19 protein-coding genes and 1 pseudogene are annotated in these 20,283 nt (G+C 59.3%); 13 read left to right on the top strand and 7 right to left on the bottom strand.

The features are described from left to right. Nucleotides 1-7: 7 nt before the first annotated feature. Nucleotides 8-901, bottom strand: a complete 894-nt coding sequence (locus HK44_RS18000) for a LysR substrate-binding domain-containing protein (protein WP_019690093.1) — start codon at nt 899-901, stop codon at nt 8-10. A gap of 105 nt (nt 902-1,006) precedes the next feature. On the opposite strand from HK44_RS18000, the gene HK44_RS18005 reads away from it, so the two are divergent. From HK44_RS18005 to HK44_RS18015, 3 genes are all read left to right on the top strand, one after another. Beyond that, nucleotides 1,007-1,615 carry a LysE family translocator gene (locus HK44_RS18005; protein ID WP_019690092.1) on the top strand — a complete coding sequence of 203 codons (609 nt, stop codon included), beginning with the start codon at nt 1,007-1,009 and terminating at the stop codon, nt 1,613-1,615. A 168-nt stretch (nt 1,616-1,783) separates the two neighbouring features. Next, nucleotides 1,784-3,034 carry an S-type pyocin domain-containing protein gene (locus HK44_RS18010; protein ID WP_019690091.1) on the top strand — a complete coding sequence of 417 codons (1,251 nt, stop codon included), beginning with the start codon at nt 1,784-1,786 and terminating at the stop codon, nt 3,032-3,034. Then, on the top strand, nt 3,031-3,366 hold the full coding sequence (locus tag HK44_RS18015; RefSeq protein WP_024265043.1) for a hypothetical protein: 336 nt from the start codon (nt 3,031-3,033) through the stop codon (nt 3,364-3,366). The genes HK44_RS18010 and HK44_RS18015 overlap by 4 nt, the downstream gene beginning before the upstream one ends. A gap of 33 nt (nt 3,367-3,399) precedes the next feature. Here the strand turns inward: HK44_RS18015 and dmeF are convergent, their stop codons facing one another. Beyond that, complete coding sequence (dmeF, locus tag HK44_RS18020; RefSeq protein WP_019690089.1) at nt 3,400-4,338, bottom strand: CDF family Co(II)/Ni(II) efflux transporter DmeF; 939 nt, start codon at nt 4,336-4,338, stop codon at nt 3,400-3,402. A gap of 13 nt (nt 4,339-4,351) precedes the next feature. Further along, nucleotides 4,352-4,627 (bottom strand): metal/formaldehyde-sensitive transcriptional repressor, encoded by a 276-nt coding sequence (locus tag HK44_RS18025; protein ID WP_024265044.1) that lies wholly within the window; start codon nt 4,625-4,627, stop codon nt 4,352-4,354. 256 nt (nt 4,628-4,883) lie between these two features. Here HK44_RS18025 and HK44_RS30590 point away from each other — a divergent pair. After that, nucleotides 4,884-5,118, top strand: a pseudogene (locus tag HK44_RS30590) (LysR substrate-binding domain-containing protein); the annotation flags it as partial. A 6-nt stretch (nt 5,119-5,124) separates the two neighbouring features. Here HK44_RS30590 and HK44_RS18030 read toward each other — a convergent pair. Then, nucleotides 5,125-5,463: an FKBP-type peptidyl-prolyl cis-trans isomerase gene (locus HK44_RS18030; protein ID WP_019690086.1), complete on the bottom strand. Its 339-nt coding sequence runs from the start codon at nt 5,461-5,463 to the stop codon at nt 5,125-5,127. Between the two features lie 262 nt (nt 5,464-5,725). Between HK44_RS18030 and HK44_RS18035 the strand changes: the two genes are divergently transcribed. Then, nucleotides 5,726-6,730: a diguanylate cyclase domain-containing protein gene (locus HK44_RS18035; protein WP_431357336.1), complete on the top strand. Its 1,005-nt coding sequence runs from the start codon at nt 5,726-5,728 to the stop codon at nt 6,728-6,730. Here HK44_RS18035 and HK44_RS18040 read toward each other — a convergent pair. Further along, a complete protein-coding gene (locus tag HK44_RS18040) occupies nt 6,727-7,035 on the bottom strand; it encodes an RcnB family protein (RefSeq protein ID WP_019690084.1) in 309 nt (102 codons plus the stop codon). The two genes, HK44_RS18035 and HK44_RS18040, sit on opposite strands and share 4 nt — an antisense overlap. A 241-nt stretch (nt 7,036-7,276) precedes the next feature. On the opposite strand from HK44_RS18040, the gene HK44_RS18045 reads away from it, so the two are divergent. Then, on the top strand, nt 7,277-8,581 hold the full coding sequence (locus HK44_RS18045; protein ID WP_019690083.1) for an MFS transporter: 1,305 nt from the start codon (nt 7,277-7,279) through the stop codon (nt 8,579-8,581). Nucleotides 8,582-8,603: 22 nt separating this feature from the next. Next, nucleotides 8,604-9,380 (top strand): substrate-binding domain-containing protein, encoded by a 777-nt coding sequence (locus HK44_RS18050; protein ID WP_019690082.1) that lies wholly within the window; start codon nt 8,604-8,606, stop codon nt 9,378-9,380. Between the two features lie 14 nt (nt 9,381-9,394). On the opposite strand, the gene HK44_RS18055 is transcribed toward HK44_RS18050, so the two are convergent. Further along, the gene (locus tag HK44_RS18055; protein ID WP_019690081.1) at nt 9,395-10,312 is read right to left on the bottom strand and encodes a LysR family transcriptional regulator; all 918 of its coding nucleotides are present in this window, start codon (nt 10,310-10,312) and stop codon (nt 9,395-9,397) included. 195 nt (nt 10,313-10,507) lie between these two features. On the opposite strand from HK44_RS18055, the gene HK44_RS18060 reads away from it, so the two are divergent. Continuing rightward, nucleotides 10,508-12,316: a monovalent cation:proton antiporter-2 (CPA2) family protein gene (locus HK44_RS18060; protein ID WP_019690079.1), complete on the top strand. Its 1,809-nt coding sequence runs from the start codon at nt 10,508-10,510 to the stop codon at nt 12,314-12,316. Between the two features lie 139 nt (nt 12,317-12,455). Then, nucleotides 12,456-13,559: a DNA alkylation repair protein gene (locus tag HK44_RS18065; protein ID WP_019690078.1), complete on the top strand. Its 1,104-nt coding sequence runs from the start codon at nt 12,456-12,458 to the stop codon at nt 13,557-13,559. Nucleotides 13,560-14,067: 508 nt separating this feature from the next. On the opposite strand, the gene HK44_RS18070 is transcribed toward HK44_RS18065, so the two are convergent. Then, on the bottom strand, nt 14,068-14,967 hold the full coding sequence (locus HK44_RS18070) for a LysR family transcriptional regulator (RefSeq protein ID WP_019690077.1): 900 nt from the start codon (nt 14,965-14,967) through the stop codon (nt 14,068-14,070). A gap of 134 nt (nt 14,968-15,101) precedes the next feature. Here HK44_RS18070 and HK44_RS18075 point away from each other — a divergent pair, with 134 nt between their 5' ends. From HK44_RS18075 to HK44_RS18090, 4 genes are all read left to right on the top strand, one after another. Then, the gene (locus HK44_RS18075) at nt 15,102-16,754 is read left to right on the top strand and encodes a GMC family oxidoreductase (RefSeq protein WP_019690076.1); all 1,653 of its coding nucleotides are present in this window, start codon (nt 15,102-15,104) and stop codon (nt 16,752-16,754) included. 178 nt (nt 16,755-16,932) lie between these two features. After that, complete coding sequence (locus HK44_RS18080; protein ID WP_019690075.1) at nt 16,933-18,555, top strand: MFS transporter; 1,623 nt, start codon at nt 16,933-16,935, stop codon at nt 18,553-18,555. Nucleotides 18,556-18,997: 442 nt separating this feature from the next. Then, complete coding sequence (locus HK44_RS18085; protein ID WP_024265045.1) at nt 18,998-19,351, top strand: hypothetical protein; 354 nt, start codon at nt 18,998-19,000, stop codon at nt 19,349-19,351. Nucleotides 19,352-19,745: 394 nt separating this feature from the next. Beyond that, nucleotides 19,746-20,036, top strand: a complete 291-nt coding sequence (locus HK44_RS18090; protein WP_019690073.1) for a hypothetical protein — start codon at nt 19,746-19,748, stop codon at nt 20,034-20,036. Nucleotides 20,037-20,283 lie beyond the last annotated feature (247 nt).

Genomic DNA, 20,283 nt, shown 5'->3' on the forward strand with positions numbered 1-20,283 from the left:
GGGCTTTTTATTGGTTGGCATCTACATCGAGCCTGGCAAACAACCATTCCAGAAACACCTGGGTCTGCTCTGTCACGTCCGGCGCAACACCGTAGTAATAACGCGGTAACGGCATGCGCAGGTCGGGCAATGGGCAAATCAGGCGGCCGTTCGCCAAGTCGCTGCCCAGCAAGGAGGCCGGACACAAAGCAATGCCCTGTCCTTCCACAGCGGCCTCAAGTACTGGTTGCATGTGATCGAACTGCAGCGTCATCTGAGTCGCTGACTGCGTTTCGCCGAACAGCAGGGCCCAGTTGTGCCAGTCCTCACGGCGGGTCTTGGCGGTCAGCAAGGTATGTTGGCTGAGGGCGCTCAAGTCGTCGAGCGGCAGACGCTTGATCAGCGCAGGCGCCGCGACCAGCAGCAATTCGTCTTCAAACAGTACCTGAGCGTGAATATCCGGCGCCCAGCCGTCGCGACCCCGTCGAATAACAACGTCGAACCCGTCTCGTGCATGATCGGGCGCCAGCGTGGACGTGACCACCTCGGGTTTGATCTCCGGGTGCAGCGCCACGAAATCCGCCAGCCTGGGCGTCAGCCAGCGCTGGGCAAAGGTCGGACGAACGTTGATCTTCACGGTGCGCAGCGAGGCGTGTTGCTTGAGCGCCGCGGCAGCGTTGGCAATCTGTGACAGGCCCGCGCTGACCTGTTCATAGAAGCTCTGTCCCGCCGGGGTCAGCACCGATTGCCGGATGCGCCGCTCGAACAGCAGCACGCCCAGGTGCTCCTCAAGCCGTTTGATGTGACGGCTGACCGCACTGTGGCTGACATGCAGTTCCTCGGCCGCGAGGCTGAAGCTCTGATGACGAGCGGCAGCGGCAAAGGCGCGAACCGCGTTCAAGGGAGGGAGTTGATTAATCATGCGTCTAATTTAGTCACATATGCCGTGCAATTAAAGCGTTTGTCACGCCTTCCTCGTCACGCCAATCTGCGGGCACACAGCCGATGCCACCTGATGGAGTGAGAGATGAATAGCTACGGATTGTTTTTACTGTTCGCCGCCCTGACCATTCTGAGTCCTGGGCCCGGCGTGGTGCTCACGCTTACCAATGCCCTGCGCCATGGCTGGACCGGCGCGCTGCCGGGTATCCTGGGCATCGCCCTGGGGGCGTTTGTCGTCGCCGGGATCAGCGCGACCAGCGTGGGCCTGATACTCGCGACCTCCGCGAGCGCGTTCACCGTGCTGAAGTATGCCGGTGCCGCGTACCTCTTGTACCTGGGTTACAAAAGCTGGCGCACTGATCGTTTCATCCCTGAACGTGAAGTGAACTCGTCGGGTCCTGGCTATCGCTTCGTCGAAGCGGCATCGCTCCAGCTGTTGAACCCAAAAGCGGTGTTCTTCTTTCTCGCGGTGTTCCCGCAATTCATCGACACCTCGACGCACTACTACAGCCAGTTTTTTACCCTGGTCAGCTCTTACAGCGTGCTGGTGATCCTGATCCACGGCAGCTATGCCCTGCTCGCCAACGCGGCCAAAGGCTGGCTGTCGAGCCAAAAAGGTTCCTGGCTGGCGGCGAAGGTGTCAGGCGTTACGTTCGCCGGCTTCGGCGTGCTGATGGCCTCGGCCAGTCGATAGCGAACCTGGCGCACAACGGCGTGCCAAGTCCACTCTGGCACGGCGAAAAAGCCATCCAGCATTGGCACTGTGCCTAAATGAGCAGCGTTTTCAGACCCGTCCTACAGCCATGACCCTCTGCTTGAGATAGCGTCTCGTCGCACTTAACAGTGCGAAACAAGGACGCGCATGGCTCGTAATAAGGACATACCAAAAGTCTGGAACCCTCCGTCGGGTGACGGTCATCACCGCACCTCTAGATACATGACACCAACCGAGCTTGCAGAGCGTGAGTCTCGACAGCAGGCATATGAAGACATGCTCGCCAGACAACAAAACATCGAAAGGAGTTTTAGGGAACAAAACAAGAAGCAGGTACAACCACGCGTTGGCTGTGTGTTCGCAAAATCCTGCAACTTGCCGGATGGAATCATAAATCACGACAACCCGACCGGATTCGTGCCTGTTACCAGCCTGAAAGATTATGGTCATTACGTTCTGCTTGGCGGCCGGGACGTGGACGAACATGGCCAAGTACCACTCAAGAAAATCAGTGGAACTGTGCCCGCCAACATTGGCTCTTTGACGTTAGGCGCAGCAGCTATCGCCTCAGCAGGCGCAACCGGCCCGGCAACTTCGGCAATTAGCGTGGGCAGCGTGACGAGTGCTGGCGTTGTTACAGGGGCGCTTCTCGGTCTGATCGCGATGCTGGTTCCATCAAGCCTGGGTGACAGCGCTCTATACACGGAAGAGCAACTCAGAACACTCAAACAAGCCCGTACGCGTGTTCGATTGCGTGTCGAAGAAAACGCCGACGGAACCCTAAAAGGTTACGGCTACAACACCCAGAGTCGCCGTGAATGGGAGCTCATCCCTGTTGTCACGTTTAGGGCCCAAGGCTCCCGGCAAGTGGCCGATTTGGGTGATGGCATTACCTTGACCTGGACACCGGCGGTCACTCCGGACAATACCTTGACAATCCCTGCACTGGAGGGAGCACCGCAAGCTCCACAAATCTGGATTTACCCGGCTACGCAGGCGGCCGACAACATCATCGTGAACCCTGTTTATCCGCCTGAATACAAAGACTTCATTCTTGTTTTCCCGGCGGATTCCGGTATTCAATCGCTTTATATCGTCATGAACATGGAGTTCGACGCGGCTAATTACCACGGGAAAACGGACAACCCGGTAAAGAGCAAAGGGCCGGTCAATGGGCAGGAAGCGCTAGACAATTCTGTGCAGGTAAAACCGACATCACCACGCCGAATTGGCGTTGATCCGGGCACCAAGGAGTTTGTGGTCTTCGACCGAACAGGAGGAGACGTCTATCACGGTCACGTAAGGTCGTGGGATAAACTCCACCAGGACATGAAAAATGCTCTGATCAAAGCCGGAACGGTCGACAACAAAGGCAACATTCAGGGAGTTAAAAAGTGAGCCTGCTCTATCAAGATCCATCGATGAACCATGACAAAGCGAGCACTCTTCTTGCTGAAGGAAAGGAAACGGATGTCATCGCCGCCCTGATCTCCATCGGTCTTAACGAGACAGATGGAGCGTGGGCTCAGAACACTTGCCTGCACTATCTGAACAGTGAGAATGAAAATGTTGCATCTGCGGCCATCACAGCCCTTGGTCATGTGGCACGCCGGCACGGTCAACTGGAGATAGAGAAGGTACTCGCAGCCTTTGAGCGTGCAAAGGCGCGATTCCCCTCTCTTGAACCTGTCATTTCGGACACCCTTGAAGACATCGAGCTATTTACCTGACGTACTGCCAGGCAAATGCCCGTAGCGGTGTCCTCAAGCGTTGCGATATTCAACCGTCAGGTGTGACAGTTCATGGACCGGGGCCAACCGTTCGCGGATGGCATCGGCCGTGACGGCTGCCGAAGTCACGACGCTGACAATCGCTGCCCGGGCCTGTGGGCCTACGCGCCAGACATGCAGGTCGGTGATGCTGACATCGCCTGTCGACTCAAGCAGTTCACGAACCTCGGCGGCAACGTGTTCATCGGTCGTGTCCAGCAGCACTGCGGCGCTGTCTCGCATCAAGCCATAGGCCCAATTGGCGATCACGATTGCACCGACGATACCCATCACCGGGTCCAGCCAGACCCAGCCCAGATAGCGACCGGCCAACAACGCAGCGATTGCCAGCACGGAAGTCATCGCATCGGCCAGCACATGGACATAGGCCGAACGCAGATTGTTGTCGTGATGATGACCATGATCATGACCGTGACCGTGACCGTGACCGTGACCGTGGTCATGATGCCCAGAGTTGCCGGCCAGTAAAAGCGCGCTGGCGATGTTCACGGCCAGGCCCACCACGGCGATCAGCGTCGCTTCGGTGAAGGCCACCGTAGTCGGTTGAAACAGCCGCATGATGGACTCTGCAGCAATGACGATCGAGACCAGCCCCAGCACCATGGCCGAGGCGAAACCCGCCAGATCCCCTACTTTGCCCGTACCAAAACTGTAGCGCGCATTACCGGCGTTTCGTCTGGCAAACCCGTAGGCGATTGCGGTAATACCCAGCGCACCGACATGGGTGGCCATATGGAAACCGTCCGCCAACAGTGCCATGGACCCGGTGATATAACCGGCAGCGATCTCGCCAACCATCATGACGAACGTCAGCGCAACGACCCACAGCGTGCGTCTGGCGTTCTCATCGTGGGTGGCCCCCAGGAACATGTGATCGTGGGAATAACGTGAAACCTGAGGTGAACTGCTCATGGTTGCATGACCTTCAATTTGAGTAACGACGAATGGCTTGCAGCAAGTCTTCAAGGCCTTCGGCGCGTTCTTGGTCGCTGAGCTCCGGGCTGGCCACGTGTTCACGCGCATGAGCTTCGATGAACTGATCCAGAAGACCGTTGACCGCGCCACGGATCGCCGCAACCAAATGCAGGGTCTTGGCGCAGTCAGCCTCCGACTCCAATGCCCGCTCGACGGCTTGAACCTGGCCGGCAATCCGACGAACCCGCTTCAGCAAATCGTCTTTGTGTTCGTGAATGTGCGACATACCCATACCCCCTATACCTATCCATGAAAAGGATAGTCGTCGATCACGTCAATATTGGCAACTCTGCATTCACCCAATGGTCATCGGACACGCCGCAAAACGGCACTAGAACAATGCGCTCGGATCAACTGCCTCGGCCATCGCCCGATTCCCAAGATCCCCCGGTGCAGGTGATCGCCGGAGTCGTACGCCGGCAGAAAACGTGTCGGGTGCTGTGGGTCGCGCATGATGTGGTCGAAGCATCGAAGGCCTCGCTGCTGCGATCCGCGACGGCCTGCTGCTCGGCACAGGACTCTGCATCACGCCGGCCTGGCTGGTCAGCGACTTGCTGGAAAACGGCGATCTGGTAACGCGTGCTGCCGCAGTGGAACGGGCCGGACAATGAAGCGTTCCTGCTCTACCCGGAACGCCGCTACCGACCGTTGCGCGCGCGGTTGCTCACAGAGTTTCTCTGCGAGCGAATCGGCCAGTTGCCAGGGTTCGAGGCGTAACAGCGATCAGTCGTCGCGCGTGAGCACTTCGAGCAATTCAATCTCGAAAACCAGATTGGAATTAGGCGGGATGGCGCCCATCGAGCGCTCGCCATACGCCAGGTGCGCCGGCACCAGCAACTTGCGCTTGCCGCCGACCTTCATGCCCATCAGGCCCTGATCCCAGCCCTTGATCACTCGGCCGGTGCCGATCACGCATTGGAAGGGTTTGCCGCGCTCCCAGGAAGAATCGAACGACGTACCGTCCTCCAGAAAACCGCGGTACTGGGTGGTAATCAAGGCACCCTTAACAGCGGCTTTGCCGTCGCCCACTTCAAGGTCGATGACCTGCAATTCTTCGTTCATTACTGCTCTCGTCTGTTCGCTGGCCCTGCCGGGCTTCAAGGGCAGGGTTTTCCCAGAAAGCCGGCCACTTGGCAACCTTCTCATTCACTGAAAACACACCCGCGCTTTCTGTAAAAACCTGTAGTCTCATCAAAGGTCTGAATTAAAATAGCTATCCGCCACTATCTGCACGGATTCAACAAGCCATGACGGCATCCTTTCAATGACCCTGATCTGGCTCGGCCTCGGCGCCGCACTGCTCATTGTTACCCTGATTTGCGTGATGTTGCGTCGTGAGCGAGCATTGCGAAAACAATTGGCCGAATGTCGTGCCTTGATCGACGGTCTGCCGGCAGGCCTCATCCAGGGCGCTGCACCAGAGGATGTCGAACGTTTCAAACGCAGCCAGTACTTCGCCCGCATCGGCACCTGGGATTGGGATGTCGATACCGAGACGCTTTACTGGTCGGACGCCATCTATGGCATGTTCGGGTTTAAGGTTGGCGAAGTGACGCCCACTTATGCGCTGTTTTGTTCCTGTGTACACCCCGACGACCGGGAGCAGGTACGTGCCGGTGAATTGCGTTGCCTGGAAACCGGTGAAAATCACGACGAAGAGTACCGAGTGATCTGGCCAGACGGCAGCATTCACTGGCTGCGCGAAACCGGCAACGTGGTGAAAAATCACGACCGGTCAACGATCAAAATGATGGGTGTGGTCCGTGACATCACCGAGGAAAGAGCGTCGGCCAGTCAGTTGCAACAACTGGCTCACTATGACTCGCTGACGGGTTTACCCAACCGTCTGGTCCTGGAGAAACGCCTGGCCAGCGCACTGGAGCAAGCACGACTCAGTACCACGCGGGTGATGCTGGTGTTTATCGACCTGAACGGGTTCAAGGTCATCAACGACGACTACGGCCACGCCGCTGGCGACCGGGTCCTGATCACCATTGCCAGCCGCCTGAAAAATGTCCTCCGCGCCTGCGACACGGTTGCACGGATCGGTGGCGACGAGTTTGTGGTCATCCTCGAAGGTCTGCCCCAAGGCAAAAGCCTCTCAGAAGAAGCACGCGGCATTTGCCAGAAAATCTTTATCGAACTCTCGCCCCCGATCAACTTCGGCAAACACCAATGGCACATCGGCACCAGTCTTGGCGTCGCGGTTTTCCCGGACCACGCGCCGAGCATGGACACCTTGATTCACATTGCCGACCTCGCGATGTATGAAGCCAAGCGCAGCGGCAACAACCAGTACCGGATGGGCAAGCAAACGACATCGCTTTAGCGCTCGATCGGCATGACCGCCAGAATCTTCCCGTTGCCGGTATGCACCAGCATGTATTTGTCGTTGATTTGCACCCACTGGCTCTGGCTTTGCGGGGTGTTCAAACCGCGTCTTTTCCAGTCGACCAGGGTTTTTTCGCTGCGTGTGTAGACGTCCGGCGCCTGGTCGCCGACGTGCAGGTTGCGGGCGTTGATTGGCGCCGACCGGACGATGGTTTGCAGGGTATCGGCGGCCAGGACCATCGGGCAGACAACGACAAGACTCACAAACAACGCCATGGCCGTCAGTTTCCTTTGATGCAGCATCGGTATTGCTCCTGTGAATGTGTGGCACCTGCTCTGGGACCGCGATTGCGTCCGCTCATTCGAAACGCTCACACCTCACTGTAGCGATGATTCTGCGATTGACCTCACCGCAGTGATAATCCACACGCATCAATAGATGCTAAATATGCACTTATCATATCGATCGACCTGCCCCAGTATCCCGCCTCAATAAGATCCATGCGCCACGTTGCGCATGTCATAAAAGCGCGGGAGACACAACATGCAGGCTACAACCCATCCGCCAGCGACATCCGCTCGCAGCAAGGCCAGTGCAATTTTCCGGGTCACCTCGGGCAACTTCCTGGAACAGTTCGACTTCTTCCTCTTCGGTTTCTACGCCACCTATATTGCGGCGGCGTTCTTCCCTGCCAGCAGCGAATTCGCCTCGCTGATGATGACCTTCGCAGTGTTTGGCGCGGGGTTCTTGATGCGCCCGTTGGGCGCGGTGATTCTCGGTGCGTACATCGATGATGTCGGCCGCCGCAAAGGCTTGATCGTCACCCTGTCGATCATGGCCAGCGGCACGATTCTGATTGTGCTGGTGCCCGGCTACGAGACCATCGGTCTGTTCGCTCCGGCGCTGGTGTTGATCGGGCGCCTGCTTCAAGGCTTCTCCGCAGGCGCGGAACTGGGCGGCGTGTCGGTGTACCTGGCGGAAATCGCCACGCCGGGCCGCAAGGGCTTTTTCACCAGTTGGCAGTCGGCCAGCCAGCAAGTGGCGATCGTCATTGCTGCCGCGCTGGGCTATGCGCTGAACCAATGGATGCCGGCGACAGTGATTGCCGACTGGGGCTGGCGCATTCCGTTTTTTGTCGGTTGCATGATCGTGCCGTTCATCTTCCTGCTGCGGCGCAACCTTGAAGAAACCGCAGAGTTCACCGCCCGCCGCCACCGCCCAAGCATGCGTCAGGTGTTCGGCACCTTGCTGCAAAACTGGCAGATCGTAATCGCCGGGATGCTGATGGTGGCGCTGACCACCACCGCGTTTTACCTGATTACCGTGTACGCGCCGACCTTCGGTAAAACCGTGTTGCACCTGAGCACCGCCGATGCGTTGCTGGTGACCTTGCTGGTCGGCGTGTCGAACTTCTGCTGGCTGCCATTGGGCGGCGCACTGTCGGACCGCATCGGTCGGCGTCCGGTGCTGGTGGCGATGACCCTGCTGACCTTGGCCACGGCCTACCCGGCATTGTCGTATCTGGTCCAGGCGCCGAGCTTCATCAACATGCTGCTGGTGTTGCTGTGGCTGTCGTTTATCTACGGTTTGTACAACGGCGCCATGGTTGCAGCGCTGACTGAAATCATGCCGGTGGAAGTCCGCGTGGCCGGTTTCTCCCTGGCCTACAGCCTGGCGACTGCAGTATTCGGCGGCTTCACCCCAGCGATTTCGACCTTCCTGATTCAGTACTCCGGCGACAAGGCCGCCCCCGGTTACTGGATGAGTTTCGCCGCGCTGTGTGCGTTGTGCGCAACGCTGTACCTGTACCGGCGCTCGACCGGCCGTCTACAAGCCGCCGTGCAATAAGCCCCCCGACAGAGAGGTATCGATGAAGAATTTACTGAACCTCGCGGCGCTGACCCTGATCGGCGCCCTGGGTCTGAGCAGCATTGCCCAGGCTGAAGAGCTACGCGTGATGACCTCCGGTGGCTTCACCGCCGCCTATAAAGTGCTCGGTCCAACGTTCGCCGCCGCCACCGGCAACACCCTCGACACAGCGCTCGGTCCGTCGATGGGCAAGGCGCCTGAAGCGATCCCCAACCGGCTGGCCCGTGGCGAGCACGCCGACGTGGTGATCATGGTCGGCTACGCCCTGGATGAGCTGATCAAGCAAGGCAAGATCTTGCCCGGGTCACGGGTTGAACTGGCCGATTCGAGGATTGGCCTGGTGGTGCACGAGGGTGCGGTGAAGCCGGATATCAGCTCGGTCGAGGGGTTGAAAGCGACATTGCTCAATGCCAAATCCGTGGCCTATTCCGACAGCGCCAGCGGCGTGTACATCGAGGATCAGCTGTTCAAGCGCCTGGGCATCGAGCCGCAGCTCAAAGCCAAATCGACCATGGTTCCGAAAATTCCGGTGGCTTCGGTGGTTGCCACGGGCGACTACCAACTGGGTTTCCAACAAGTCAGTGAATTGCTCCCGGTGCCCGGCGTGACCTTCGTCGGCAAGCTTCCGGAATCGGTGCAGTCAGTGACACGCTTCGCCGCTGGCATTCCGGTGGGTGCGCAACATCCGATGCAGGCCAAAGCCTTGCTCGACTACCTCGCCTCCCCGGCCGCCCAGCCAGAGGTCGTGGCGACCGGCCTGGACTCGGTCAGCCGATAAGCCTGGCGCCGGCCTCAGCCGATCCAGGCTGAGGCCGGCTTGACCTTCATTTCAATAATCAGCCGTTCCAGCTCCAGCGCCGCCGGCGTCAGCGTCCGCCCCCGACGCTTGAGCAGGCCGACGCTGCGCATCACTTGCGGATCAGTCAGCGGTACGTGAGTCAGAATCGGGTGGTCACTGCCGGGCATCGCCATCAACGGCACCGCAGCGATACCCAGCCCGGCTTCAACCAGACCGATCATGGTGGTGACGTGTCGGGTTTCGCAGATACTCTGACGCGCCGGCACAATCCCGCTCAACGCCTGATCCAGCAGGAAGCGATTGCCCGACGTCTTGTCGAGGGAGATGTAATCCTGCTGGTACAGCTCGCTCCAGCTCACGCCGGCGCGGTTGGCCAAGGCGTGATCACGTCGGCAAGCGACCACATAGCGCTCCTGCACCAGCGGTTCGAACTCGACATCAGCCTCCAGCGTGCCCATGAAACTCAAGCCGAAATCCGCTTCGCCATTGACCACCGCACTCAACACGTCATGGGCGCTGGAGTCGAGCACCTTGACCTTGATTCGTGGAAAACGCTGATGGTATTGGGCGACTACCCGCGGCATGAAGTAATAGGCCGCCGACGGTACGCAGGCCACGGTGACATAACCCAAACGGGTCGACGCCACGTCGCTGATCCCCAGCAACGCCACATCCAGGTCATCCAGCAACCGGTCGACACTGGGCGCAAACGCGCGCCCTGCCTGGGTCAGGCTAACGCGGCGAGTGGTGCGCTCGAAGAGTTTGACGCCTAGTGCGTCTTCGAGCTTTTCAATCCGTCGACTCAGCGCCGGCTGGGAGATGCGCACCGCGTCGGCGGCCTTGCGAAAGCTGCCCTGCTCGACCACGGCGCGAAAAGCCTGCAAGTCATTCAGGTCGAAGTTGATGGCCATGAAGCGCACTCAGCGGCAAACGATTTGATCAGCTTATCCTATGAATGTAACAAATTGATGCAAAATGTAACGCAAAAATCCGCAATAGACGGCACTCATGCCTGACTGACGCCGGCCCAGCCTTTATCCTTGTCGCCTTTGCAACCCACGATTGTCTGCAATTTTTGTCGTTCGACGTTTTCCCAGGAGTCAGCCATGCCCCATGAAGGCAACCTGTTGCAAGCCGCTGTAGTCTTTCTGTTCGCGGCGGTGCTCACCGTGCCTTTGGCCAAACGCCTGCAACTGGGCGCGGTGTTGGGCTATCTGCTGGCCGGCGTCATCATCGGGCCGTCGGTGCTGGGGTTGATTGGCAACCCGCAAAGCGTCAGCCATATTTCCGAGCTCGGCGTGGTGTTGCTGCTGTTCATCATCGGCCTTGAGTTGTCGCCACGACGGCTGTGGGTGATGCGCAAAGCGGTGTTCGGCGTCGGTCTGGCGCAGGTGCTGCTGACCGGTTCGGTGATCGGCGTGCTGGCGTTCTACGTGTTCGGCCAGGCACTCAACAGCGCGATCGTGCTCGGCCTGGGATTGGCGTTGTCGTCCACCGCATTCGGCCTGCAAAGCCTGGCTGAGCGCAAGGAACTGACCAGCCCGCACGGGCGGCTGGCGTTTGCGATTCTGCTGTTTCAGGACATCGCCGCGATCCCGTTGATCGCCATGGTGCCGCTGCTCGCGGGTGGTGATCACACCACGTCCGCCGCTGAAGACTTGAACCATGTGCTGCGCGTGCTGGGCAGCATCGCGGTGGTGGTGATCGGTGGACGTTACCTGTTGCGGCCGGTGTTTCGTGTGGTCGCCAAAACCGGCCTGCCGGAAGTCTCGACCGCCACCGCGCTGCTGGTGGTGATCGGCACTGCGTGGCTGATGGACCTGGTCGGCGTGTCGATGGCGCTGGGCGCATTCCTCGCCGGTTTGCTGCTGGCCGACTCGGAATACCGCCATGAACTGGAAGCGCAAATCGAACCGTTCAAGGGCCTGCTGCTCGGGCTGTTTTTCATCAGTGTCGGCATGGGCGCCAACATCAGCCTGCTGTTCAGCGCCCCGGCAACGGTGCTGGGCCTGACCCTGCTGCTGATCATGCTCAAGCTGCCGATGCTGTTTGTCGTCGGACGGCTGGCCGGAGGTTTGAACCGGCTGAGTGCGTTGCGCCTGGGTATCGTACTGGCGGCGGGTGGTGAGTTCGCATTCGTGGTGTTCAAGATCGGCCGCGATCAAGGCCTGTTCGACCCACGGATGTACGACCTTCAGGTGCTGACCATCACCCTGTCGATGGCCGTGACCCCGCTGTTGCTGCTGATGTGCGGCCGACTGGTGAAATCGAAAGTCCAGCCCGTCGCCGTGCCGCCGCACCTGCGTGAAATCGACACCGACGCCCCCCGCGTAGTGATCGCTGGCATGGGCCGTATGGGACAGATCGTGGCGCGGATTCTGCGGGCACAAAAAATCCAGTTCGTCGCCCTCGACACCTCAGTGGAAACCATCGAGCTGTCGCGCAGTTTTGGCGGCGCGCCGGTGTTCTATGGCGACCCGATGCGCCCGGAAATACTCCACGCGGCCAAGGTCGGGCAGGCGGAATTCTTTGTGATTGCCACCGATGACCCGGACACCAACATCAAGACCGCCGAACTGGTGCGCAAGCTCTACCCGCACATGAAAATCATCGCTCGTGCGCGCAACCGTCAACACGTGCACCGCTTGGTCGACCTGGGCGCCGAGGCGATCCGCGAAACCTATTATTCAAGCCTGGAAATGAGTCGCCGGACCCTGCTCGGCCTGGGCCTGAGCCAGACCCAGGCCGACGCCCGCATTGAGCGTTTCAAGCATCACGACGAACAAGTGCTCGAAGCCCAGCACGCGATCTATGACGATGCCGCGAAAGTCATGCAAAGCGCCCAGGAAGCCCGAGCCGAACTGGCGCGGTTGTTCGAGGCGGATCGGATTGAGGAAGAGACGGTAAAAAATTAAGGATGTCAGTGTTGATTGCCCCCATGCTTGCGCGTGGGAATGCATCCCGTGACGCTCTGCATCACATCAAACGGCGGACGCAGAGCGTCCATGGCGGCATTCCCACGCAGAGCGCGGGAACGATCATAAGGTTCCCACAATGAGCAACGCCGAGCAGTCCTCCCCCGCCCTGAAGGAAATCTTCAACGCCGAGCGCTTGCAACACATCGCCACCGAAATGCGCGCGGTGTACCCGGCGTTCAACGCCAAGGCGTTCCTGAAACTGGCCAATGACGGCCTGGCCGAGTTGTCGGTGATGCAGCGCATGGCACGGGTCGGTGAATGCCTGCACGCGGTGTTGCCGCTGAGCTATGAGCAGACACTGGAGATCCTGCGCCCGCTTGCACCACGCCTGAACAGCGGATTCGTCAGCATGTTCCTGCCCCACTATGTCGCCACTTATGGTGCTCACGCGTTCGAGCTGTCGATGGACGCGCTCAAGTACTTCACCACGTTCGGTTCCTCGGAGTTCGCGATCCGGCATTTCCTGCGCAGCGACTTCGAACGCTCACTGGCACTGATGCACGACTGGTCGCTGGATGACAACGAACACGTCCGCCGCCTGGCCAGCGAAGGCAGTCGCCCGCGCCTGCCGTGGTCGTTTCGCCTCGAACCGGTACAAGCCGATCCGACACTGGCAGCAGCAATCCTCGATAACCTCAAGGCTGACAGCAGCCTTTACGTGCGCAAGTCGGTGGCCAATCACCTCAACGACATCACCAAAGACCACCCCGAGTGGGTGCTCAGCCTGATCGAAGGCTGGTCGCTGGAAGACCCGCATACCGCGTGGATCGCCAAACACGCACTGCGCAGCCTGATCAAACAGGGCAACCAACGGGCACTGGCGATCATCGGCGCTGGCGGTCAACCCGAGGTCCAGATCCATCACCTCAAGGTTGAACCGGCGGTGATCCGTCTCGGCGAGACCATAAAGCTCTCGTTTGATCTTCATTCAACCGCTAGTGACCACCAACAACTGGTGGTCGATTACGCCATCGACTACGTCAAAGCTTCAGGTGCAACCTCGGCGAAAGTCTTCAAACTCAAGGGCCTCACCCTGCCCGCCCACGCCCGACAAACCCTCAGCCGCACCCAGCAGATTCGCGAGCTGACCACCCGCAAACATTACGCGGGCACGCATGCGGTACACATCATGGTCAATGGCGAGCGACTGGGAAGCACCGCGTTCGAAATCGCCCCGTAACTCCGAGCAGGCGCGCGCCTAGCCCTTGCCAGCGATGTCGTCGGTAAAATCGCCATCGCGAGCAAGCTCGGCTCCCACAAAAAAGGCAAAAGGCAAAGCAGCGCATACCCCCCCAACCACTCAACAGGCCGAGCGTTAGCTCGCCTGCCGCCGTTGATCTTGATCCACCCGCCCCGTCGGGAGGCCGAGTGGAGGTGTTCATCAGGGGGTGGGCGCGCAGCGCCGTACGGCGCAGCCGGACACATCGAGAGGAGGTCGTCGCGCAGCAGACCGTAGGCGATGCCCCCTGATGGACACCGCAGCGAGGGGACGCCGAGCCTAGGCGAGGTGCCGGACGCTTGGGGCGAGCGTTTTTTTGCTTACTTTTTTTAGGCGCTTGTAAAAAAAGTAAGTCGCCGTCAGGCGAAATCCTAAGTGGCCGTTACCGCAGGAATGGATATGTACACCTGCAAGAGATTGGTCGGCTGTCAGGCCGCCAGGATCAAAAGATCGCAGCCTGCGGCAGCTCCTACGCGTCGGGATTCAGGCCCAGCAGCAGCGCCTGCTCGCGATCACACAACCCCACCACATAATCCCACAACACCCGCAAGCGCACCGACTTGTGCAACTCACGACGAGTACTGATCCAGTAACTACGCTGAATACTTTCAGCCGGCAGCAACGGCACCAGCTCCGGATCATGGCTGGCCATGTAACACGGCAACACCGCAATCCCCAACCCCGAGCGCGCCGCCTGCTGCTGGGCAATCACACTGGTGCTGTGAAACACCACCTGAGGGCTGCGGCAAAAACTGTTGAGAAACATCAATTCCTGACTGAACAACAGATCGTCGACATAACCGATCCACGCATGCCGAGCCAGATCTTCCCGGCTGCGCAACGGCGGCGAACGGTCGAGGTAGGACTGACTGGCATAAAGCGCCAAACGGTAATCAGTGAGCTTGCGAGTGACCAGCATGTCAGCCGCCGGGCGCTCCAGATGAATACTGATCTCGGCTTCGCGGTTGAGGATACTGACGAAACGCGGCACCGCCACCAACTCCACTTCCAACCCCGGATAACGATCAAACAAACCCTGCATGCGACTGGCGAGAAACATGATCCCCAAACCTTCGGTCACGCCGACCCGAATCTTGCCCAGCGGCGCACTGGACTGGGTGATCTCCTCCTGTGCCAGCAAGGCGACGTTCTCCATGGCTTCAGCATGTTTGAGCAGCGCCTCCCCAGCCGGGGTCAGCTGGTAGCCCTGGGCTTGCTGGACAAACAGCGCGGTACCGAGGCTCGCTTCAATCGCCTCGATGTGCCGCGCCACCGTAGCGTGGGTGGTTTTCAAACGCCGGGCGGCGGTCAGCAAGCGGCCGCCGCGTTGCAACTCGAGAAAAAACCGCAGGTCATTCCAGTCGAACATCAGCCTTCCTTGCATGCGTGGGAATCAATCGCTGTTTAAAAACGCACAGCAGCTGAGCAAAAACTAACATTCTTTTGCCGAAAACTAACAACTAGGATGGATCCTGATAAGAACAACACGCTGCGAGGTCATGGATGCAACCTGCCGTTGATGCATACGATTACATCGTGGTCGGCGCCGGTCCGGCCGGCTGCCTGCTGGCCAATCGACTCTCCGCCAACCCGCAGCATCGGGTGTTGCTGCTTGAAGCCGGCGGGCGCGATAACTACCCGTGGATTCACATACCCGTCGGTTACCTGTACTGCATCGGCAACCCGCGTACCGACTGGTGCTTCAAGACCGAAGCGCAAACCGGCCTGCAAGGCCGCAGCCTGAGCTACCCGCGCGGCAAGGTGCTGGGCGGCAGCTCATCGATCAACGGCATGATCTACCTGCGCGGCCAGGCCGGCGATTACGACCGCTGGGCTGCCGAAGGCAACCCCGGCTGGAACTGGAATGATGTACTGCCGCTGTTCAAGCAGAGCGAAAACCATTTTGCCGGTGACTCGGCGTTTCACGGCGCCGCCGGGGAATGGCGCGTCGAGCGCCAGCGGCTGTCGTGGCCGATTCTCGACGCCTTCCGCAGCGCCGCCGAACAAAGCGGCATTGCCAGCGTCGATGACTTCAACCAAGGCGACAACGAAGGTTGCGGCTACTTCCAGGTGAATCAGAAAGCCGGGGTGCGCTGGAATGCTGCCAAGGCCTTTCTCAAACCGGTTCGCCATCGACCGAACCTCACCGTGCTGACCGACGTCGACGTCGACCGCGTGTTGCTGGAAAACGGCCGGGCATCAAAGGTCAGTGCGCGTTGGCAAAGCCAGACAAGAACCTTCCTCGCCCGCCAGGAGATCATCCTCAGCGCCGGTTCAGTCGGTTCGCCGAGCATCCTGCAACGTTCCGGCATTGGCCCGAGCAGTCTGCTCAAACGCCTGGGTATCGGCATCGCCCATGAGCTCAATGGCGTGGGCGGCAACCTGCAGGATCACTTGCAGTTGCGGCTGATCTATAAGCTGGAAAATGCCCGGACCTTGAACCAGATCGCCGGCAGCCTCTGGGGCAAAATCGGCATGGGCCTGCGTTATCTGTACGACCGCAGTGGTCCGTTGTCGATGGCCCCCAGCCAACTCGGCGCTTTTGCCCGCTCCGGACCTGAACAAACCTCGGCGAACCTCGAATACCACGTCCAGCCACTCTCGCTTGAGCGCTTTGGCGAACCCTTGCATGCGTTCCCGGCGTTCACCGCCTCGGTGTGCGACCTGCGCCCGCAAAGCCGTGGCCGCGTCGAGATTCGCTCGGCCGACCCGCAGCAAGCGCCGCTGATTCAGCCCAATTACCTGAGCCATCCCGAAGACCTGCGCGTGGCCGCCGAGGCCATTCGCCTGACCCGGCGCATCGTTGCCGCACCGGCCTTGCAACCGTTCAACCCGGTCGAATACCTGCCGGGTGCGGCCTTGCAAAGCGAAGAACAGCTGCACGAAGCCGCCGCGCGCATCGGCACGACAATTTTCCACCCGGTCGGCACCTGCCGCATGGGCAACGATGCCGATGCCGTGGTCGATGCCCAGTTGCGGGTCCACGGCATTCCCGGCCTGCGCATCGCCGATGCGTCGATCATGCCGCACATCACCTCGGGCAATACCTGCTCACCGACACTGATGATCGCCGAAAAAGCGGCGCAGCTGATTCTCGCCGCATCGGCTTGGAACGCTACCTCGGAAATAGAACGGGTCACCGAGCTGCACTCGTAGGAGCAAAGCTTGCTCGCGATGAACGATAACGCGGATTACCGGATACACCGCATCGCCTGCATCGCGAGCAAGCTTTGCTCCTACAAGGGCCGCGCAATACCAGCAGGAGCGGCGCCCGCCCACAAGGTCGGCGCTGACAGTGGAACAACAATAAATAAACACTGTGAGGGATACCGACATGTCAGAACAGGCTCAAGCCATAGCCACAGCGCTCAGCGCCGGCACCAGCAAGGAAACCCGGACAGTCATCTTCGCCTCGTCCCTCGGGACGGTGTTCGAGTGGTATGACTTCTTCCTCTACGGCGCCCTCGCGGCGGTGATCAGCAAACAGTTTTTCGCCGGAGTCAACGACACCACCGCCTTCATCTTCGCGTTGATGGCCTTCGCCGCCGGTTTCATCGTGCGGCCGTTCGGCGCGCTGGTGTTCGGTCGACTGGGGGACATGATCGGGCGCAAATACACCTTCCTCGCCACGATCATCCTGATGGGTCTGGCAACCTTCTCCGTCGGCCTGCTGCCGACCTACGCCAGCATCGGCATTGCCGCGCCGATCATCCTGGTGGTGCTGCGCATGCTCCAGGGCCTGGCACTCGGCGGCGAGTACGGTGGTGCCGCGACCTACGTGGCAGAACACGCGCCGGTCGGCAAACGCGGTTTCCACACCAGCTGGATTCAGTCCACTGCGACCCTTGGATTGCTGCTGTCACTGCTGGTGGTCCTCGGCTGCCGCTACTTCACCGGTGATCAGTTCGAAGTCTGGGGCTGGCGCATTCCGTTCCTGCTGTCGATCGTGCTGCTGGGCATTTCGACCTGGATTCGCCTGAGCCTGCACGAGTCGCCGGCCTTCTTGAAAATGAAAGAAGAAGGCAAGTCCTGCAAAGCGCCGATCCGCGAATCCTTCGGTAACTGGGGAAACCTCAAAGTCGTGCTGATTGCGCTGTTCAGCATCAATGCCGGGCAAGCGGTGACTTTCTATGCCGCACAGTTCTATGTGCTGTTCTTCCTCACCCAGTTCCTGAAAATGGACCCGGCCCTGGCCAACACCTTGCTGATTGTCAGCGTGGTGATCGGCGCGCCGTTCTTCATTTTCTTCGGCTGGCTGTCTGACCGGGTCGGGCGCAAACCGATCCTGATGATTGGCCTGTTGCTGGCCACCGTGTTGTACTTCCCGATCTTCAAAACCCTGGCCCATTACGCCAACCCGGCCATCGACCGCGCCAGTCAACAAGCGCCGATCAGCGTACTGGCCGATCCGGCCACCTGCACCTTCCAGTTCGACCCGGTCGGCAAGGCGCGTTTTGACAGCCCCTGCGACAAGGTCAAAACCTTCCTGGTCAAACAAGGCCTGCCTTACAGCAGCAAAGCCGCCCCCGCCGGCAGCACCGTGCAGGTCAGCGTTGGCGATGTCACCCTCGACGGTTACGACGAAGCCGCCCTGCGCGGTGCCGTGACCCTGGCCGGCTACCCGCAACAGGCAGACACCCAGCAGATCAACAAACCGATGATCATCGTGCTGATCGTGGCGCTGATCGTTATTTCGGCGATGTGCTACGGGCCGCTGGCGGCGCTGATGGTCGAACTGTTCCCGACGCGCATCCGCTACACCTCGATGTCCCTGCCGTACCACATCGGCAACGGCTGGTTTGGCGGTTTCCTGCCGACCGTGTCGTTCGCGTTGGTGGTCTACACCGGGGATATTTTCTACGGGCTGTGGTACCCGATACTGATCACCGGGGTAAGCCTGGTGGTGGGCATGCTCTGCTTACGCGAAACCAAGGACGTGGACCTGGAGAAAAACTGACGGCATAAAAAAGTCCGCCCATGTTGGCCCTGGGCGGACTTTCACTGCACAGAACTGCGTCTGCGGTTCCTGTCAGCAGAGTTTAGGCGACAATATCCGTGGTTGCGGCCTGACCGACCGTTCCCACGGCAATATCCACCGCACCCGCGGGATCGTCCTATCATTCGCCCTGTTGAAGGCGTAACGAAACTGACACCGTTTGAAGCGGCGGGGCTATTGAATTTTTAGAGAGCGGTCCGCTCAAGGACCAAGCGTCATGCTTAATGCCTGTCAGTTAAGGCTCGCTCCCACAGGTGTGCGCCTTAACTGACTGGCATTAAGCGTCATGGCTCCTTTTTTGACCGGACTGATGGTACGCCCCTTCATCGTGAGCTTATTGACGTCTCCCCCCTGCAAGCGCGAGATAACAGGTTCAGTAATGTTCGAACAAGGGGCGTTCAACATGGTCAATGTCACCGTTTTGGCGGGAGATTTTCTACAAGGCGATAGCGAGTACCGTGAAGGGGCGTTGCAACTGAAAACCCTTTTCAACCCTAACCAGGAAATCAAAGTGCTACCCTCGGTATTCAAAACCCTGGAAGTGGCAACCGAGGACAGCGTGACCAACAAGGATGCGATTGGCTACAGCATCGCCGGCGCCATGCTGCTCGGCCCCATCGGGGCAATCGCCGGCTACCTGATGGCGGGCAAGGAGACCGAGATTACGTTCATCGCCACGCTCAAGGATGGTCGCAAGCTGTTGGCGGCAACGGACAGTGATACTTACCAGGATATTTCCCGGCACATGAGTCATTAAGCTTTATTCATTAATCCCTTGTGCTCATGACATGACGACTGAATGTCATGAGCACTTCGCGCTTTAACATCGATCACTATCGACTGCGATTATTCTGATAGTCCCCTCTGCACTGTCCTTATCTGTCTAATCCCTTAACAACATGGATTTAAGGTTGACGTCAGCGGCCTGCCTGAGTACATTGCCCGGGCCGGTAACTTCGGCTTTCTTCAACTCACAAAAGAATTCAATGGACACAGTATCTAGACGCTGTCTGGCTGATGCGTTTTCGCAGAGCTGGGCACTTAACCCAGAAAATGACGGGACTCGACTCCTCGGTCGGGTGAGCTGCGCCAGGGCTTGACGCTCCATCGTAACTTGCCTCTGCGGCGTCAGTCCGGTTGCGAGGCATGTTATGAACTTCAAATCTACTGTAATGCCAGGTGTACGCGCCTTCGCCTCGACGATGCGCGTAAAGCCTTGCCGTGAGCGCCCTGTGGCGACTCACTCGCCGTTCTCCTCCCCTTCTTTGCGCACTCAGGCTCACCTGCGTGCCACGTGGCGCGTCTGCCCGTCGACCGGTCAACTGCAGCAACGCTGGAGCGTCGACGAATGCCAGGAACCACCGAGTCGGTGCTTTGCGCACCTCCTGCAGCAGGCCGGCGTATGGCTCGGCCTGCACCTCGGTGCGCGCACTTTCAGTTGATCTGAAAGTACTTCCAAGGGTTTATAACCAGCGTTTTCCTTAATAAGGAATTCGGCAACTTTCTATTGCCCATTTAACACAGACTTTGTGGAGTTCGTTATGGACGAGGCCAGTAGTAGGTTCGCTGCATACCGTTTGTTATCAGGTGTGCAGCGAACGTTAAACACAAAAAAACACAACAACTTGAATCGATCGCTTACTTGCGACTCGACCTACATTCGCTCGCCTTTAATTAGCTGAGTTTGCA

The sequence above is a fragment of the Pseudomonas fluorescens HK44 genome (genome assembly GCF_000217955.3).
Classification (GTDB): domain Bacteria; phylum Pseudomonadota; class Gammaproteobacteria; order Pseudomonadales; family Pseudomonadaceae; genus Aquipseudomonas; species Aquipseudomonas fluorescens_AQ.

Excerpts from the sequence above, each read along its gene's own strand:
- HK44_RS18085 (WP_024265045.1), top strand. The coding sequence starts at position 18,998 with ATGGTCAATGTCACCGTTTTGGCGGGAGATTTTCTACAAGGCGATAGC.
- HK44_RS18045 (WP_019690083.1), top strand. The coding sequence starts at position 7,277 with ATGCAGGCTACAACCCATCCGCCAGCGACATCCGCTCGCAGCAAGGCC.
- HK44_RS18000 (WP_019690093.1), bottom strand. The coding sequence starts at position 901 with ATGATTAATCAACTCCCTCCCTTGAACGCGGTTCGCGCCTTTGCCGCT.
- HK44_RS18040 (WP_019690084.1), bottom strand. The coding sequence starts at position 7,035 with ATGCTGCATCAAAGGAAACTGACGGCCATGGCGTTGTTTGTGAGTCTT.
- HK44_RS18065 (WP_019690078.1), top strand. The coding sequence starts at position 12,456 with ATGAGCAACGCCGAGCAGTCCTCCCCCGCCCTGAAGGAAATCTTCAAC.
- HK44_RS18060 (WP_019690079.1), top strand. The coding sequence starts at position 10,508 with ATGCCCCATGAAGGCAACCTGTTGCAAGCCGCTGTAGTCTTTCTGTTC.
- HK44_RS18055 (WP_019690081.1), bottom strand. The coding sequence starts at position 10,312 with ATGGCCATCAACTTCGACCTGAATGACTTGCAGGCTTTTCGCGCCGTG.
- HK44_RS18030 (WP_019690086.1), bottom strand. The coding sequence starts at position 5,463 with ATGAACGAAGAATTGCAGGTCATCGACCTTGAAGTGGGCGACGGCAAA.
- HK44_RS18080 (WP_019690075.1), top strand. The coding sequence starts at position 16,933 with ATGTCAGAACAGGCTCAAGCCATAGCCACAGCGCTCAGCGCCGGCACC.
- HK44_RS18050 (WP_019690082.1), top strand. The coding sequence starts at position 8,604 with ATGAAGAATTTACTGAACCTCGCGGCGCTGACCCTGATCGGCGCCCTG.
- HK44_RS18070 (WP_019690077.1), bottom strand. The coding sequence starts at position 14,967 with ATGTTCGACTGGAATGACCTGCGGTTTTTTCTCGAGTTGCAACGCGGC.
- dmeF (WP_019690089.1), bottom strand. The coding sequence starts at position 4,338 with ATGAGCAGTTCACCTCAGGTTTCACGTTATTCCCACGATCACATGTTC.
- HK44_RS18075 (WP_019690076.1), top strand. The coding sequence starts at position 15,102 with ATGCAACCTGCCGTTGATGCATACGATTACATCGTGGTCGGCGCCGGT.
- HK44_RS18090 (WP_019690073.1), top strand. The coding sequence starts at position 19,746 with ATGAACTTCAAATCTACTGTAATGCCAGGTGTACGCGCCTTCGCCTCG.
- HK44_RS18005 (WP_019690092.1), top strand. The coding sequence starts at position 1,007 with ATGAATAGCTACGGATTGTTTTTACTGTTCGCCGCCCTGACCATTCTG.
- HK44_RS18025 (WP_024265044.1), bottom strand. The coding sequence starts at position 4,627 with ATGTCGCACATTCACGAACACAAAGACGATTTGCTGAAGCGGGTTCGT.
- HK44_RS18035 (WP_431357336.1), top strand. The coding sequence starts at position 5,726 with ATGTTGCGTCGTGAGCGAGCATTGCGAAAACAATTGGCCGAATGTCGT.
- HK44_RS18010 (WP_019690091.1), top strand. The coding sequence starts at position 1,784 with ATGGCTCGTAATAAGGACATACCAAAAGTCTGGAACCCTCCGTCGGGT.